The organism is Microbulbifer mangrovi, assembly GCF_002009015.1.
Classification (GTDB): Bacteria; Pseudomonadota; Gammaproteobacteria; order Pseudomonadales; family Cellvibrionaceae; genus Microbulbifer; species Microbulbifer mangrovi.
The window spans coordinates 34,670-50,598 of record NZ_LZDE01000332.1 but is presented as its reverse complement, the minus strand read 5'-3'; the positions used below and the strand labels follow the sequence as shown (position 1 = coordinate 50,598).

Sequence of the window (15,929 nt, the reverse complement as noted above, 5' to 3'; positions counted from 1 at the left end):
CAAGGGCGCCGGCCAGCAGAACCTTCGCATAGCAGTGCAGTGGGCACCTGCGACCTAGATGTACAACAGGGGAAAAATATGACCACCAATTTCGAAGAGCGTTACGCCAGTCACCCGAGTGACTACGTCAACTACGATACCGACCGCCTGCGTGAAGAGTTCCTCGTGCCGAAACTTTTCGAAGCGGATACGGTGCGCCTCACCTACACCCATGTAGATCGCATGATCGTAGGCGGCATCATGCCGGTGGAAAAAACCGTGCAGCTGGAAACCGTGGAAGCCCTGCGCTCCGAGTATTTTCTTGAGCGCCGCGAGTTGGGACTCATCAATATCGGTGGTTCCGGAACCGTGGAGGTGGATGGCAAGGTGCACGAAATCGGCCACAAGGAAGCCCTCTATGTGGGACGTGGTTCCGTGGTGGTGAAACTGACTAGTGCGGACAAATCCAACCCCGCCAAGTTCTACTTGAACTCCGCGCCGGCGCACTGTGCCTATCCAGCGGTAAAAGTGAGCAAGGCCGATGCCAATGTAATGGAACGTGGCGCCAGTGAAACCTGCAACCAGCGAGTGATCAACCAGTTGTTGGTGAACGGCGTCATCCAGACCTGCCAATTGCAGATGGGCATGACCGAGCTGGCGCCGGGCAGCGTTTGGAATACCATGCCGGCCCATACCCACAGCCGCCGTATGGAAGCCTACATGTACTTCAATGTGCCGGAGGGGCAGGCGGTGTGTCATTTCATGGGCCCGCCACAGCATACCCGGACACTGTGGATGCACAACGAGCAGGCGGTGATCTCGCCCACCTGGTCTCTGCACTCCGGTGTGGGCACTGCCAATTACACCTTTATCTGGGGAATGGCGGGAGAAAACCTGGATTACGACGATATGGATTTCGTGCAGCCCCACGAGTTGCGCTGATAGTTCTGAGTGGTGGATACACCGAGCCAATCCACCCTGCTGTAACCTATTTCCATATCCCCGTAGGGTAGACACACGCAGCGTATCTACCGAAAAACTGGAGAAATTTATGTCCAAGTCACTGTTCGACTTAACCGGAAAACTCGCACTGGTTACCGGCGCTACCCATGGCCTGGGTATGGCCATGGCCCAGGGCCTTGGCGACGCCGGTGCAAAACTGGTTATCACCGGTCACTCCTCTCAGGAAAAGCTGGATAACGCCGTTTCCGAACTGCGTGAAAAAGGCTATGACGCCCACGGTTACCTGTTCAATGTCACCAACGAAGACGAAGTCAACGAAATGGTGCCGGTAATCGAGCAGGAGCAGGGGCCTATCGATGTGTTGGTCAATAACGCAGGCATCATCCGCCGTGTTCCGCTGCTGGAAATGGAATTATCCGAGTGGAACAAGGTACTGGAAACCAACCTTACCGGTGTGATGGTGATGAGCCGCCCGGTGGTGAAGCGCATGATCGAGCGCGGTGCCGGCAAGATCATCAACATCTGTTCCATGATGAGCGAGCTGGGTCGCGACAGCGTTTCTGCCTACGCCGCATCCAAAGGCGGCCTGAAGATGCTCACCCAGAATATGGCGACCGAGTGGGCGCGCCACAATATTCAGGTCAACGGAATTGGCCCGGGCTATTTTGCCACCAGCCAGACTGCGCCAATCCGCGTAGATGGCCACCCGTTTAACGACTTCATTATCGGCCGTACCCCTGCTGGTCGCTGGGGTAATCCGGAAGACTTGCAGGGCGCTGCGGTATTCCTGTCCAGCGATGCGAGCAATTTCGTCAACGGACAGGTGGTATACGTGGATGGCGGCATTCTCGCCACTATCGGCAAGCCTTCCAACGAGTAAGTAGTTCTGTATATCCGCTGGGGTTTTGGCGGATCTTAAAATCTGTAGTTGCTTCCCTCTCAGGATGTTGAGTGAGAGGGCCGGGAGGCAAGCGTCTCCCGGATTAATAAATAGATAAGATTTCCTCCGGGAGCAACAATGATCGCGATGATGTCACGCCTCCGCTGTGTGCGGGGCCTGCTTGCGTGCGCACTGATTTTTATCGGTGTGCCTTCAGCTTATGCAAAATCCAATTCCGACTGGGACCTCGCCGAAGAAATCGTAGCGGGTATCCAGCTTCCCTCTATTCCCGATCGGGAATTCTCCATCCTGGATTTCGGTGCCGTGGCCGATGCCGACGTGCATCCAGCGATATCGCAAGCCATTGCGGCGGCGGTACAGGCTGGAGGCGGCCGTATTGTGATACCCCGTGGTAACTGGGTGAGCCATGGCCCGGTGGTGTTGCACAGTAAAATCGAGCTGCATCTCGCCAAGGGTGCGCTGCTGAAGTTTTCCCCCGAACCAGCCGACTACCTGCCTGTGGTTAAAAGCCGCTGGGAGGGAACGGAACTGTATACCTACTCGCCGCTGATTTACGCCGCCGGTGTTGAAGATGTGGCTATCACCGGCACCGGGACCATTGATGGAAACGCCGACAGTGCGTTCAAGCAATGGCACCCCAAACAGAATGCTGACATGCAGCGATTGCGCAAGATGGGCGCCGGCGGTGTTCCCGTTGAAGAGCGAATTTTTGGTGAAGGCACCTTTCTCCGGCCACCACTGGTCCAGTTCTTCGGCGCAAAACGGGTTTTGTTAAAGGACTTTACCGCGCTCAACTCGCCGTTCTGGGTGAACCATCTCATCTACACCGATCACGCGACGGTGCAGAGAATTCGTGTCGACAGTCATTTTTTCAATAACGACGGCATCGATATTGAATCCAGTAGCAACGTGTTACTTGAAAACAGCTGGTTTCGCACCGGTGATGACTCCGTAGTAGTGAAATCCGGGCGCGATCTCGACGGTCGCACTATCGGCATCCCAAGTCGCCGGATTGTCGTGCGCAACAACGATATGGGCGGCGAGGATGGCATCGCATTGGGCAGTGAAATGTCCGGTGGCATCAGCGATGTATTCTTTACCGATAACCTGCTTCGCAAGGGCGTGTCTGCCTTCCGCTTCAAGGCAAATCTCGACCGGGGTGGCCTGGTTGAAAATATCCACCTGCGCAATCTCGAGGTGGAATCCTTTGAAAACCTGTTCTGGTTTCAGCTGAATTATCCCGGGGAACTTGGCGGCTTCTTCCCATCCATTTACCGGGAAATTGTCTTTGAAAACATTCAGGTCAAGGAAGTAGGCACTTTTCTGGAAGTGCACGCGCCTGACGCCGCTCCTCTGAAAGATGTTGTATTCAGGGGGATCAATGTCGAGCAGGTGCAAACGCCGCTGGTGATCGAGAATGCGGTCAATCTTGAATTTGATGAGGTAAAACTAGGAGATCAGCGAATAGACGGTGTCTTGAGCTGGAGAAAATAAACGAAGAGAGAGTAAGGAGCGTTAGTAATGAGCAACTACACAATAAAACCGCTTGTACTGGCAATGGCGATTGCCTCCCCTGCGTTTGCGCAGGAAGAGGCCGAGTCGCAGGAGCCGCAAGGGCCGCAGGGCGAAGCACTGGAGGAAATCTCGGTTACCGGATTCCGCCAGTCCCTGGAGCGCGCCCTGGATACCAAGCGCGATAGTGCCAACAATACCGACAGCATTATCGCGGAAGACATGGGCAAGATGCCCGACCTGAACCTGGCAGAATCCCTGCAGCGGGTTCCCGGCGTGGCGATTTCCCGCGAAGGTGGTGAAGGTCGCAATATTACCGTACGCGGTCTTGGTCCGGGCTTTTCCCGCACTACCCTGAACGGTATGGAAGTGCCTTCCAGTACCGGCGGCCTCGATTCCTCCGGTGGCGTCAACCGCGGCCGCGATTTCGACTTCAACGTATTTGCCTCCGAACTGTTCAACCAGATCACCATCCACAAAACGCCAATTGCGTCTGTGGAAGAGGGCGGTCTGGCGTCGACTGTCGAGCTGTCCACCGCGCGTCCGTTCGATAGCCCGGGACAGCAAGTTGCTTTCAGCGGACAGCTGATGGCGGACAGCTTTGCCGGGGAAAGCAATCCGCGCATGACCGGTCTGTACAGCAATACCTTTATGGATGACAAGCTGGGTGTACTGGTAAGCGCCGCCTATTCCGAGCGCACCGTGCGCCAGGAAGGCTTCGGTACCGTGCGCTGGACCAGCCCGGTGGCCAATGGCCGCAGTTGGGCAAACGGCGATTCCGATGTGGTCATCAACGGCACCCCGAATCCCGGTGCCAATAACCCGGGTGAAGCGGTTCCCGCCGACAGCGCGCTCGATTACATGTGGACACCGCGTCTGCCGCGTATGGATTCTTTTAACCGCGAGCAGGAGCGTCTGGGCCTGACCAGTTCCGTGCAGTTCCGCCCCACCGACGATATGGAGTTCTCGCTGGATGTACTGACCTCCAACCTGCAAGCGGACGTCACCTCCTATAACTACTTTGCGCAATTCCGGAATACCTACGACCAGATTGTGCCCACCAACGTGACCCTGGATCCGTCCGGTCGTTATATTGTTGCGGGCGAGTTTGACAACGTTACTCCACGCTCCGAGAGCCGTGGTCAGTTCAGTGAAACCGATTTCCGTCAAGTGGTACTGTCCGGTAAGTTCGATCTCGCCGACAACATGGTCCTCGACGTGATGTACGGCAACGCCGTATCCGAGCACACCGAAGACCAGCTGCGCTTCAACCAGACCGCCAGCGAAGGTCACAGCTTTTCCTATTCGTTCCTGAACGATAGTGAAATTGCCGAGATGAGCTACGGCTTCGATGTACTCGATCCGTCCAACTACGTGTGGAGCGGACCGACTCTGCGCCGCGATATTGTTGAGCGCAACAACGATACTTTCCGTGCGGATTTCACCATCGAGGGTGAGAGCTCGAACGTGAAGACCGGTCTGATCTGGAACAGTCGCGAGGTGCAATCACAGCGCTGGAATCCGGTGGGCGTTAACGACCTGAATGGACAGGTTGTGTCCGCAGATCTCTCCACTACCCTGGGCAGTGTGGTGGACGGGTTTGGCGATGGTATCGATGCTCCGGCCGGCTTCCCGAGAAACTGGCTGGTTGCCGACTACGATTCGGCCGCTGCTGCCTGGGGTGCCGGTCAGTGGGAACTGGACCGGGATGATTCCAGTACCTACGATATCGAAGAGGAATCTTTCGGTGGCTATGCTGAAGCCAATGTGTACACCCAGCTGCTGGGTCTGCCGTTTACCGTCAACACCGGCGTCCGCATAGTAGATACCACAGTGACCTCGCGCGGCGTATCCAGTGATGGCCAGGGCGGCTTTGCGGCTACCGAACGCGAAGGCAGCTACACCGAGATCCTGCCCTCCGCCAACTTTGTGTGGGAGTTGCAGGAAGACCTGCTGTTGCGCCTCGGTGTTGCCCGCAACATGTCCCGCCCCGGCCTCGGCAGCCTTGCCGGAACTGTTAACGTGACCCCGATTAACGGTAACGTCAGCATTGGTAACCCCGGCCTGGAGCCTGTGCGTGCCAATTCCGCGGACCTGGGTCTGGAGTGGTATTTTGCGGAGGAAGCGGTACTGGCGTTGACCGTATTCCACAAGCAGATCGACGGCTTCACTACCGGCGAAACTCTGGAAAACCAGTACCTGCCTGCGGATATTCGCGCAGTGGTTGCCGCCCGTCCCGAGTATGATCCCAATAGTCCGTTGTACGAGCCGAATGCACTGCAGCCGGACGACAACGGCTGGAACATCTCCACTTCCGTCAATGGTGAAGGTGCGGACCTGAATGGCTACGAAGTTTCCTATCAGCAGCCGCTGCGATTCCTGCCGGGTTGGGCGAGCAACTTCGGCGTGCTGGCGAACTTTACCCACGTGCAGTCCCGCGCTGATTTCGGCAATGGTATTCGCGGCTCTCTGGAAGGTCTTTCCGAGAACAGCTACAACGCCGGGCTTTACTATGAAACCGATATGTTTGGCGGTCGTGTGATGGTCAATGGTCGTGACGATTACGTTACCGACCAGACCGGGTCCAACGGCAATGCCTCGCACGGCACTACCGGGCCAACCCGTGTCGATATGTCGGCGTTCTACAACGTGACGGACTACGCGACCATTACCCTGGAAGCGATTAACCTGACCAATGAAACCGAACGCCTGTACACCACCGGTCCCCTGGGCGACCTGGATCTGGTGCGTGAGTACAACAGTACCGGTCGTGAGGTATTGCTGGGTCTGCGGGTGAATTTCTGATCCCGCGATAATCCGGTCTGGTGGTCGCGGAAATTAGTATCGTCCGCGATCGCCAGCGTCAACATCGCGCAGTCCCCACCCGAACGCCTGGGGGGGGGTGTTTAGTTGTAATCAGTTGTAATTCTCATTTCCTTTTAGCCGGGCCTATGCCCGGCTTTTTTATTGGCGTGTTTTACCAATCGCTGCTCTCTTTCCCTCCAATTACTGACGTTAGAAGACCTGAAGGCTGCAAATATCCTTGCTGGATCTACACACCTTTCTAGACTGAAGACATGTGGGCTGAATTGGCGTTGCACTATACCTGTTGCAATTTATCGTCCCGATCATTCCGGAGCGGGATATTCGGTATAAGGCGTCCTGGCCTAATTTCTTCCGGTAATAAACTCCGACATTCATGAGGGGTAAACCCGTTGACTGAAGAGCAACTACCTTCGACCAGGGAGCAGCGCCGCAGGGAAGGTCGCCTGGTGCTATTTATTCTCGTATTTCTGTTCCCGATCCTGGCGGTGGCAATTGTCGGCGGTTACGGATTTATCGTGTGGATACTGCAAATGATTTTCGGGCCGCCAGGGCCTCCCACCTGAACTCGATACTTCGACTGCCCGCTTTCAGGTGGGTCAATGATTATCAGCGCCGTCTAAAGCGACCGAACCTGTCGAAAGTTTCCATTGTGCAGATACAGTCAAATCCGGGTATTTCCGGGCTGAGACCACGCCGAAATGGCTCCGAAAAAATGTGGACAGAGTATGAGAGAGCACCATTACCGAAACCGTGACTACGATGACCCGGAAACCGGTGAAGATGGAACCCTGCACATTGCGAGTCTGCTCGTGCATGTGCGTCCGGTACATATTCCGGCGGTTTCCGCCTGGGTCGAAACCTGTCCGGAGCTGGAAATACATCTGGGCAATGATGAAGGCAAGCTGGTGATGGTGTTGGAGACTGCGGATCATCATTTTATCAACACCATGATCGAAACCATCAAAGACCAGCAGGGTGTGCTTAATGTCGCCATGGTTTACCACGAAGAACTGAAACTGTCCGAGGTGGATCATGTACTGGAAGAACAGGCAGCTGCTGCGGACAGTGCGCAGCCGGTAAAAATTGTGGGAGAACTGTGACATGGCGATCACCCGACGTGATTTTACCAAAGCGAGTGCGGTAGTTGCCGCCGCCGCCGCTGCCGGGCTGGCGATACCCGCAAGGACCCAGAACCTGGTGAGCAAGGGCGGCGCGAATGAGCTGAAGTGGAACAAGGCTGCATGCCGGTTCTGCGGCACCGGTTGTAGCGTCATGGTGGGTACCAAGGACAACCGTGTTGTTGCTACCCACGGCGATATCAAGGCAGAGGTCAATCGCGGTCTCAACTGCGTCAAAGGCTACTTTCTGTCGAAAATCATGTATGGCAGCGATCGGCTTAAGAAGCCTCTGCTGCGCATGAAAAATGGCAAATACGACAAGACCGGAGATTTTGCTGAAGTTTCCTGGGATCAGGCCTTCGACGTAATGGCACAAAAATACAAGGAGGCGATCAAGAATCACGGGCCCGAATCCGTGGGCATGTTCGGCTCCGGGCAGTGGACCGTGTGGGAGGGCTACGCGGCCAGCAAGCTAATGAAAGCGGGCTTCCGCTCGAACAATATCGACCCCAATGCGCGCCATTGTATGGCATCTGCGGTGATGGGGTTTATGCGCACCTTCGGTATTGATGAGCCCATGGGCTGCTATGACGACTTTGAAGCCGCTGATGCATTTGTGCTCTGGGGCTCCAATATGGCGGAAATGCACCCGATCCTGTGGTCGCGGGTAACCGATCGTCGCCTCTCCCACCCCGGCTGCAAGGTTGCCGTGCTGTCTACTTACGAACACCGCAGTTTTGAGCTCGCGGATATACCGATGGTGATGACGCCGCACAGCGACTTGCTGATTCTGAATTTTATTGCCAATTACATTATTCAGAACAACAAGGTCAACAAAGACTTTGTCAAAAAGCACACGCGCTTTGTACGCGGGCAAACCAATATCGGTTACGGCCTGCGGGATGAGGACCCGCGCGAGCAGAAAGCTGCCGGGCGGGACAAGGCGAACACCTGGGAGGATATGAGCTTCAAGGAGTTTGCAGAATTCCTCAAGCCGTACACCCTGGATCGTGCGGCCAAGGAGAGCGGTGTGCCCAAGGAGCGTCTGACCGCGCTCGCGGAACTGTACGCGGACCCGAAAATCAAGGTGATGTCCCTGTGGACCATGGGGTTCAACCAGCACACCCGTGGTGTGTGGGCGAACAATATGGCTTACAACATCCATCTGCTGACCGGAAAAATATCCAGTCCCGGGAACAGCCCCTTTTCATTGACGGGACAGCCTTCAGCCTGTGGCACTGCGCGCGAGGTGGGTACCTTTTCCCACCGTTTGCCGGCAGACCTGTTGGTGGCCAATCCAAAACACCGGGCTACCGCAGAGAAAATCTGGCGGCTGCCCGAGGGCACTATCCCGCCGAAACCCGGTTTCCATGCTGTCGCCCAGAGCCGTGCGTTAAAAGATGGCAAATTGAAAGTCTACTGGACCCAGGCTTCCAACAATGCCCAGGCCGGTCCCAACCTGATGCAGGAACTGCTACCCGGCTGGCGCAATCCCGATACCTTTGTGGTTGTTTCGGATGTGTATCCAACGACCTCTGCCCAGGCCGCAGACCTGATTCTGCCCACTGCAATGTGGGTGGAAAAAGAGGGGGCATACGGCAATGCCGAACGCCGTACCCAGTTCTGGCACCAACAAGTAAAAGCACCGGGAGAAAGTAAATCGGATCTTTGGCAGCTGGTGGAATTCTCCAAGCGGTTTAAAACCGATGAGGTGTGGCCGGCGGAACTGAGCAAGACACGCGGCTACAAGGGCAAGACCCTGTACGAAGTGCTGTTTGCCAATGGCCATGCCAATCGCTTCCCGAATTCTGATCGCGAAAAAGAATATGCCAACGACGAGTCCGATGCGTTTGGCTTCTACATCCAGAAAGGGTTGTTTGAGGAATACGCAGAGTTCGGCCGCGGACACGGTCACGATCTGGCCCCGTTTGATGTGTACCACCAGGTGCGCGGGCTACGTTGGCCGGTGGTGAATGGCAAGGAAACCCGCTGGCGTTTCCGCGAAGGCTACGACCCCTACGTCAAGAAGGGAGCTGGGGTGCAGTTCTACGGCAATGACGATGGCCGCGCGCGGATTTTCGCCCTGCCCTACGAGCCACCAGCGGAATCACCGGATAAAGAATATCCCTACTGGTTGTGCACCGGTCGTGTGCTGGAGCACTGGCATACGGGATCCATGACCCAGCGTGTACCAGAGCTGTTCAGTGCCGTGCCCTATGCGCTGGTTTACATGCATCCCGATGATGCACAGGCACAGGGGTTCCGTCGCGGTAGCGAGGTAAAGGTTATCAGTCGTCGCGGCGAGATGATCGCCCGCGTTGAGACCCGCGGGCGGGCGAAGACACCGAAGGGGCTGGTGTATGTGCCCTTCTTCGACGCCCAGCGCCTGATCAACAAGGTTACCCTCGATGCCACCGATCCTATTTCCAAGCAAACCGACTTCAAGAAATGTGCGGTAAAGCTGGAGCTGGTATCCCTGGCCTGATAATGCGCAAAACCGGTAGCGTCAATCAAAGCTGAGTAGCGATCATGAGCACAAAACAGGTATTCACCATCGTCGTTGCCCTCATCGTATTTGTGTGCGGTCTGGCAACGGTGGCGGAGCAATTTCCCAATACACCGGGGCCGGACGGTATCCGCAAGGGTGGCACCTTGTTTGAAACTGAGGATGCGCCGCAACTTGCGGATCCGGTGAATGCCGATGGCAAGCGGGTGCGCGCCTATCCGGAGCAGCCGCCGACTATCCCGCACACCATTCGCGACTATCAGATCGACAAGAACAACAACCGCTGCCTGGAATGCCATAACCGTATCCAGACCGGTGTGAGCGGCGCACCCATGATCAGCATCACCCACTTTATGGATCGCGATTTCCAGGCGCTCGCCGATGTGGCACCGCGCAGATATTTCTGCCTGCAGTGTCATGTTCCGCAGACCAACGCCAAGTCTTCCGTAGGCAACACCTTTGAGGATGTGGATATCCTGCTGCGCAAAGAAAAAAAGTCGCAGGGTGAACGGTAATACATCCGACAACAATCGATCCGGGAACTGAGTGATGATTGACTGGATAAAAAGCTACTGGCGTACGCTGAGCCGCCCTGCCACGGCGTTCAGCCTTGGCTTTCTGTTGCTGAGTGGTTTTATCGCCGGGATCATATTCTGGGGTGGTTTTAACACTGCCTTGGAAGCGACCAATACCGAGAAGTTCTGTATCAGTTGCCATGAGATGCAGGACAACGTCTATCAGGAATTGAAAGGTACCATTCACTGGACCAACCGCTCCGGAGTGCGCGCCACTTGTCCGGATTGCCATGTGCCACACGAATGGACCCACAAGATTGCGCGCAAGATGCAGGCTTCAAAAGAGGTCTGGGGCAAGATATTCGGGACTATTAGTACCCGGGAAAAATTCCTCGACAAGCGCCTGGAACTGGCGCGCCACGAGTGGGCGCGACTCAAGGCCAACGATTCTCTGGAATGCCGCAACTGCCACGACTTTGAATATATGGATTTCAGCGTACAGAGCCCGCGCGCGCGCAAGTTGCACTCCACCCAGCTGGCCACCGGCAAGGCCACCTGTATCGACTGCCACCGGGGCATCGCGCACCACCTGCCCAATATGCAGAACGAAGACGCCTGGGGGCCGGATAACCCCGCTCACGATGCCAGCCGTTTCGGTGAAGATAATCCTCTGATGTTGAAGGATGGCAAGGAATCTGGAAGCGAGGAACCTGAAAAAGACTAGCCTGAAAAAAAGTAACCAGAGGGAAATGATTGAGGAGAGGGCTGGGGGATCTGACACCCAAATTCCAGGCAAAAAAATCCCGCGGTTTTGGCCGCGGGATCAGAAAAGGTTTCCAAGGGAGATCCTTAAACAGGCATGGAAACTTAGCGAGAAAAACTAAAAAACAACATTAAAAAACAAATCAAACAAACTAAAACTGTGACAAACAGTGCCTGTATCAGGCGGATAACGTAATCTTCAGGGCGCCATCACACAGAGAAATACTTCTCTGCGCAGGCCAGTGTGCCTTCCGCTCCCAGCTTATCCAGCCAGTCGCTCAGCGCACTTTGCAGGCGATCGCTGTTGCGCAGATCCTCGCCGAACACCGGGGTATAAGCGAGGAACGCAGCAGCCAGTGCTGCGCTGCCTTCAGGCTTGTACTGATCGCACAGCGCTTTCAGCTCCGCCGCCAGCGGATCGGAAACCTCGATGGTGTTTCCCTTCTCGTCCACTGCCGATACATAGCGAATCCAGTTCGCCAGTGCGAAACTCAACACCTCGATGGGGCCATCGTTTTCCAGCTGATGGCGCAGAGTGCCCAGCCAGCGCTGCGGAATCTTCTGCGAACCGTCCATGGCAATCTGCCAAGTGCGGTGGCGCAGGGCGCGGTTTTCGAAGCGCTCGATCAGTTCCGCCTGATATGCGGCGATATCGAAGTCCGCCGGCACATCGATGGAAGTGGTCGCTTCAGACTGCATAAAGTGGAGCGCCAGCTTGTTGAACGCCGGCACCGCCATTACATCCGCTACGGTTTCACAGCCCGCGAGATAACCGCTGTAGGCCAGCATGGAGTGGCTGCCATTCAGCAGGCGCAGCTTGATCAGCTCGTAGACTTCCACATCGTCCACAAATGTCGCACCGGCCTTGTCCCACTCCGGGCGTCCGCGCAGGAAATTGTCTTCAACTACCCACTGGGCGAAGGGTTCTGCCATCACCGCCGCCTCATCGCGGCAGCCGATCAGCGCTTCCAGCTCTTCGCGGTCGGCATCGGTGGTGGCCGGCACTATGCGATCCACCATAGTGGACGGCGTGGTGGTGTTCTCGGCAATCCATGCCGCCAGCGCGCTGTCGACTTTTTCCGCGTACTGAGCGAGAACATTGCCCAGCAGCTTGCCGTTGGACGGCAGGTTGTCACAAGTCAGCACGGTAAAGCCCGGCAGGCCGCGCTCCTTGCGCAGTGCCAGAGCGCCGACGATATATCCCAGTGCAGACTTGGGCGCCTGCGGGTTGGCCAGATCGTGGAGCACATCCGGGTGCTGGGGGTTCAGGTCACCGCTTGCCGGGTCGTGGCAATACCCTTTTTCAGTGATGGTCAGGGAAACGATACGCACGCTTTCCTGGGCGAGTAGTTCCAGCAACTGCTGCGGGCTTTCCGGGCCCACCAGCACATCGCTCACTGCGCCGACGATCTGTACCTTGGTGCCCGCGTTGGACTTTTCCACCACGGAGTAGAGGCCGTTCTGCGGCACCAGCTGATCGCGCACACCGGCGGAGCGCAGGCTTGCACCCACAATACCCCAGTCCTTTTCACCGGCGGCAATACGGTTTTCCGTGTACCACGCCTGGTGCGCGCGGTGGAACGCACCAATACCCAGGTGCACGATACCGGTGGTGATTTCGTTGCGGTCGTAGGCCGGCTTGATCACCTCCGTGGGGAGGCTCTCGAGAATGTCGTTGTTGAGTCTTTGTTGGCTCATTTCTTTCTACCTATCAAAGCTTGTAAGCTTTCTTCGCCAGGTTGTAGGCGAGGTCTGCGGCCAGTTCGAAGGCTTCGTCTTCCTGCAGGCGGTGGTCGGAGACCAGCTGTGACAGCCATACACAGTCCATGCGGCGCGCCACATCGTGACGGGCGGGGATGGACAGGAATGCGCGGGTGTCATCGTTAAAGCCGACGGTATTGTAGAAACCGGCAGTCTCGGTCACCTGTTCGCGGAAACGACGCATACCTTCCGGGCTGTCGTGGAACCACCAGGACGGGCCCAGCTTCAGTGCCGGGTAGTGACCTGCCAGCGGCGCCAGTTCACGGCTGTAGCTGGTCTCATCCAGGGTAAACAGAATAATCGACAGGTTCGGCTCGTTGCCCACCGCTTCCAGCAGCGGCTGCAGCGCGTGCACGTAATCGGTCTGGGAAGGAATATCGCAGCCCTTGTCGCGACCGAAGCGATCGAACACCACCTTGTTATGGTTGCGGAAAGAGCCCGGGTGAATCTGCATCACCAGGCCATCCTCGATACTCATGCGCGCCATCTCGGTCAGCATCTGACCGCGGAACAGCTCAGCGTCTTGCGCACTGCAGTTGCCGCCACTGACCTTCAGGAACAGCGCCTCGGCTTCCGCCGTAGACAGGTTCGCGGTGGTCGCGGTCGGGTGGCCGTGGTCGGTAGAGGTCGCGCCCATCTTCTTGAAGAACTCGCGACGATTGCGCAGTGCTGCCAGGTAACCGGACCAGGAAGATGTATCTTCGCCAGTGATCTCCGCAAGCTGTGCCAGGTTATCCACAAAGCCTTCGAAATCCGGGTCCAGCACCGGGTCCGGACGGAACGCGGTGATCACACGACCGTTCCAGCCACTGTCCAGGATTTTCTGGTGGTGACGCAGATCGTCCAGCGGGGATTCGGTGGTAGCAATGACTTCGATATTGAAACGCTCGAACAGCGCGCGCGGCAGGAATTCCGGCTGGCGCAGGTAGCTGTCGATACGCTCGTAGTACTGATCCGCGGTGTCGGCATTCAGCTGTACATCCAGCTCGAATACGTCGTGGAACACGGTGTCCAGCCAGGTGCGGGACGGGGTACCGCGGAACAGGTAGTAATTCTCGGCGAAAATCTGCCAGATCTTGCGCGGATCCTGTTCAACCGGGGTGCCGTCCTGAGTGCGGATACCCAGGCTCTCCAGGGGAATACCCTGAGAGTAGAGCATGCGGAATACATAGTGGTCCGGACGGATCAGCAGATCGGCCGGGTTGCCGAACGGCTGGTTTTCTGCAAACCAGGAGGGATCGGTGTGGCCGTGCGGGCTGATGATCGGCAGGTCCTTTACGCTCTCGTAAAGTTTGCGGGCAATATCCCGGCTCACTTTATCGGCCGGAAACAGGCGGTCGGGATGCAGGATCAGAGGGCGTGTCATGTGGATGCTTCCAGATTTCGGGTTTGCCATTCGGGGCCGGGATCGGGTCCAGGCCCACCTTATTCTTGTGTGAGTTCACCATCGCCACGACCGTTCAGGTCGTAGTCTCCATAACGAGAAAAAGCCCGGCTCGCCGCGCAACAGGCAGTGCGAGGGAGCGGGCGGCATGCGCAAAATAAAGGCCAAGGGGTCCAAACCAGCCCCCTCGTGCCTGGTGCGCCAGGCGATGGAGAAAACCTCGCTGCTGAGTAAAAACGCGGTTTCAGCAGCGATTGTTGCCATGTTGCCAAAAATTGGTTATACCAGTCAACCATTCTGGTAAGGCATTTTGATAATTGCTACTGTAACCGCCAGCAGCAGGCGATTGACCGCTTGGAAAATAGCGCGCCGCGAACGCTAATATAGTAAAAAAGACTATTAGGTAACATCTCTGAGTACCTATCGATACCTATTTGGGAGAAGCGAGTGAAACTGGCAGCACTGGGAGAAGTCATGGTTGAGCTGGCGCCGCAGGCGTCGGTTCAGAAAGAGGGGCAGAGACAGGACGTTAAGGCGCTGTTGGCGCAGTCCTATGCCGGGGATACCTATAACACCGCCGTGTATATTGCCCGCGGCGGTGTCAGCGTTAGTTACGTAACCCTGCTGGGCGATGACCCCTACAGTGAGGAAGTGCTCACTCGTCTGGCCGGTGAGGGTATCGATACCTCAGCCATCGTGCGTCTTCCGGGCCGCTGCCCAGGCCTGTACATGATCCAGAATACCCCGGATGGCGAGCGCTACTTTACCTACTGGCGCGGCGAAGCGCCGGCGCGGGAGCTGTTTGCCGATCCCGCCCGTCGTGACGCGCTCAAGGCGCATCTGTTGCAGATGGATTGTCTGTATCTGTCCGGGATCACCCTTGCCATTATGAGTGAAGAGGCCCGCGCCGAACTGTTGTCATTCCTCGGGGAGTACCGTGCCCAGGGTGGTCGCGTTGCATTCGACAGTAACTACCGTCCACGCCTGTGGGCATCAAAGGACGCGGCGCGGGATGCGGTGGGGCAGTTCCTGCAGCAGGCAGATATGGCGCTGCTGACATTTGAGGACGAGCAGGCCCTGTGGGGCGACAAGCGACCGGGCAGCTGCGCCAAGCGTAATGCTGGATTCGGTGTGGCGGAGCTGGTCATCAAGCGCGGAGCGGAGCCGGTGTTGCTGCAGCGCGAGGGCGAGCTGACCGCCATCGATGTGCCGCCGGTGAGCAGTGTGGTGGACACGACCGGTGCCGGGGACTCGTTCAATGCGGGCTACCTGGCTGCTCGCCTGCAGGGGGCGACGCCGGAACAATCGATCGCTGCCGGCAACCGCTGTGCGGCGCGGGTGATCGGCCATCGCGGTGCGATTATCCCCCGGGATGAATACCTCGCTGCCGTCGCTACCGATGCGCTGGCAGATGTCGCCTGCTGAGGGTGATCGAATACCCGGCGGCGCGTGGTGGTCGCGTTGATACGCGACTGGCAGGTTAAAAATCCACCGTTTTGGCGTAGAATTCCCCGCTTTGGTGGGGCTTACCGGGCTGGTTACTGCTTTACCCGACAGTGTGGCGCAGTGGTGTCTGCACTGGGTGTGGATAAATCTGCAGCCCCGGATTGCACCCTCTGACCAGTTGTTGGTAGCATGGTATGACCAGTTTGGTCTGCCATGCGTGCGCGGTTCCCATGCCCAGGGAGCAAGAATTAAGAAA

At 57.0% G+C, this 15,929-nt stretch carries 13 protein-coding genes; 11 read left to right on the top strand and 2 right to left on the bottom strand.

Going from position 1 to position 15,929, the window contains the following annotated elements; all coding sequences use genetic code 11:
- Positions 1-78 precede the first annotated feature (78 nt).
- The 9 genes from kduI to B4U49_RS13970 all read left to right on the top strand — a co-directional run bounded on the left by kduI (position 79) and on the right by B4U49_RS13970 (position 11,044).
- Positions 79-921 carry a 5-dehydro-4-deoxy-D-glucuronate isomerase gene (gene kduI, locus B4U49_RS14010; protein ID WP_078085227.1) on the top strand — a complete coding sequence of 281 codons (843 nt, stop codon included), beginning with the start codon at positions 79-81 and terminating at the stop codon, positions 919-921.
- Between the two features lie 109 nt (positions 922-1,030).
- Positions 1,031-1,822, top strand: coding sequence for a gluconate 5-dehydrogenase (locus B4U49_RS14005; protein ID WP_078085226.1), 792 nt, complete (start codon positions 1,031-1,033; stop codon positions 1,820-1,822).
- Between the two features lie 138 nt (positions 1,823-1,960).
- Positions 1,961-3,337: a glycoside hydrolase family 28 protein gene (locus B4U49_RS14000; RefSeq protein WP_143735674.1), complete on the top strand. Its 1,377-nt coding sequence runs from the start codon at positions 1,961-1,963 to the stop codon at positions 3,335-3,337.
- A 27-nt stretch (positions 3,338-3,364) separates the two neighbouring features.
- Positions 3,365-6,160 (top strand): TonB-dependent receptor, encoded by a 2,796-nt coding sequence (locus tag B4U49_RS13995; protein WP_078085225.1) that lies wholly within the window; start codon positions 3,365-3,367, stop codon positions 6,158-6,160.
- A 410-nt stretch (positions 6,161-6,570) separates the two neighbouring features.
- Positions 6,571-6,744, top strand: a complete 174-nt coding sequence (locus B4U49_RS13990; protein WP_078085224.1) for a periplasmic nitrate reductase, NapE protein — start codon at positions 6,571-6,573, stop codon at positions 6,742-6,744.
- Between the two features lie 162 nt (positions 6,745-6,906).
- On the top strand, positions 6,907-7,281 hold the full coding sequence (locus tag B4U49_RS13985) for a chaperone NapD (protein WP_078085223.1): 375 nt from the start codon (positions 6,907-6,909) through the stop codon (positions 7,279-7,281).
- A gap of 1 nt (position 7,282) precedes the next feature.
- Positions 7,283-9,784, top strand: coding sequence for a nitrate reductase catalytic subunit NapA (gene napA / locus B4U49_RS13980; RefSeq protein ID WP_078085222.1), 2,502 nt, complete (start codon positions 7,283-7,285; stop codon positions 9,782-9,784).
- Between the two features lie 44 nt (positions 9,785-9,828).
- On the top strand, positions 9,829-10,320 hold the full coding sequence (locus B4U49_RS13975) for a nitrate reductase cytochrome c-type subunit (protein ID WP_078085221.1): 492 nt from the start codon (positions 9,829-9,831) through the stop codon (positions 10,318-10,320).
- Between the two features lie 34 nt (positions 10,321-10,354).
- Complete coding sequence (locus tag B4U49_RS13970; RefSeq protein ID WP_078085220.1) at positions 10,355-11,044, top strand: cytochrome c3 family protein; 690 nt, start codon at positions 10,355-10,357, stop codon at positions 11,042-11,044.
- Between the two features lie 248 nt (positions 11,045-11,292).
- Here B4U49_RS13970 and B4U49_RS13965 read toward each other — a convergent pair whose 3' ends face one another.
- Both B4U49_RS13965 and uxaC read right to left on the bottom strand, forming a co-directional pair.
- Positions 11,293-12,780, bottom strand: a complete 1,488-nt coding sequence (locus B4U49_RS13965) for a mannitol dehydrogenase family protein (RefSeq protein ID WP_078085219.1) — start codon at positions 12,778-12,780, stop codon at positions 11,293-11,295.
- Between the two features lie 13 nt (positions 12,781-12,793).
- The gene (uxaC, locus tag B4U49_RS13960) at positions 12,794-14,209 is read right to left on the bottom strand and encodes a glucuronate isomerase (protein ID WP_078085218.1); all 1,416 of its coding nucleotides are present in this window, start codon (positions 14,207-14,209) and stop codon (positions 12,794-12,796) included.
- 166 nt (positions 14,210-14,375) lie between these two features.
- On the opposite strand from uxaC, the gene B4U49_RS19110 reads away from it, so the two are divergent.
- Positions 14,376-14,531 carry a hypothetical protein gene (locus B4U49_RS19110; RefSeq protein ID WP_158078627.1) on the top strand — a complete coding sequence of 52 codons (156 nt, stop codon included), beginning with the start codon at positions 14,376-14,378 and terminating at the stop codon, positions 14,529-14,531.
- 143 nt (positions 14,532-14,674) lie between these two features.
- On the top strand, positions 14,675-15,652 hold the full coding sequence (locus tag B4U49_RS13955) for a sugar kinase (protein WP_239692639.1): 978 nt from the start codon (positions 14,675-14,677) through the stop codon (positions 15,650-15,652).
- Positions 15,653-15,929: the final 277 nt, after the last annotated feature.

Bases quoted from the DNA above. Each gene is read 5' to 3' on its own strand.
- B4U49_RS14000 (WP_143735674.1), top strand. From the start codon at position 1,961: ATGATCGCGATGATGTCACGCCTCCGCTGTGTGCGGGGCCTGCTTGCG.
- B4U49_RS13985 (WP_078085223.1), top strand. From the start codon at position 6,907: ATGAGAGAGCACCATTACCGAAACCGTGACTACGATGACCCGGAAACC.
- uxaC (WP_078085218.1), bottom strand. From the start codon at position 14,209: ATGACACGCCCTCTGATCCTGCATCCCGACCGCCTGTTTCCGGCCGAT.
- B4U49_RS13995 (WP_078085225.1), top strand. From the start codon at position 3,365: ATGAGCAACTACACAATAAAACCGCTTGTACTGGCAATGGCGATTGCC.
- napA (WP_078085222.1), top strand. From the start codon at position 7,283: ATGGCGATCACCCGACGTGATTTTACCAAAGCGAGTGCGGTAGTTGCC.
- B4U49_RS14005 (WP_078085226.1), top strand. From the start codon at position 1,031: ATGTCCAAGTCACTGTTCGACTTAACCGGAAAACTCGCACTGGTTACC.
- B4U49_RS19110 (WP_158078627.1), top strand. From the start codon at position 14,376: ATGCGCAAAATAAAGGCCAAGGGGTCCAAACCAGCCCCCTCGTGCCTG.
- B4U49_RS13975 (WP_078085221.1), top strand. From the start codon at position 9,829: ATGAGCACAAAACAGGTATTCACCATCGTCGTTGCCCTCATCGTATTT.
- kduI (WP_078085227.1), top strand. From the start codon at position 79: ATGACCACCAATTTCGAAGAGCGTTACGCCAGTCACCCGAGTGACTAC.
- B4U49_RS13965 (WP_078085219.1), bottom strand. From the start codon at position 12,780: ATGAGCCAACAAAGACTCAACAACGACATTCTCGAGAGCCTCCCCACG.
- B4U49_RS13970 (WP_078085220.1), top strand. From the start codon at position 10,355: ATGATTGACTGGATAAAAAGCTACTGGCGTACGCTGAGCCGCCCTGCC.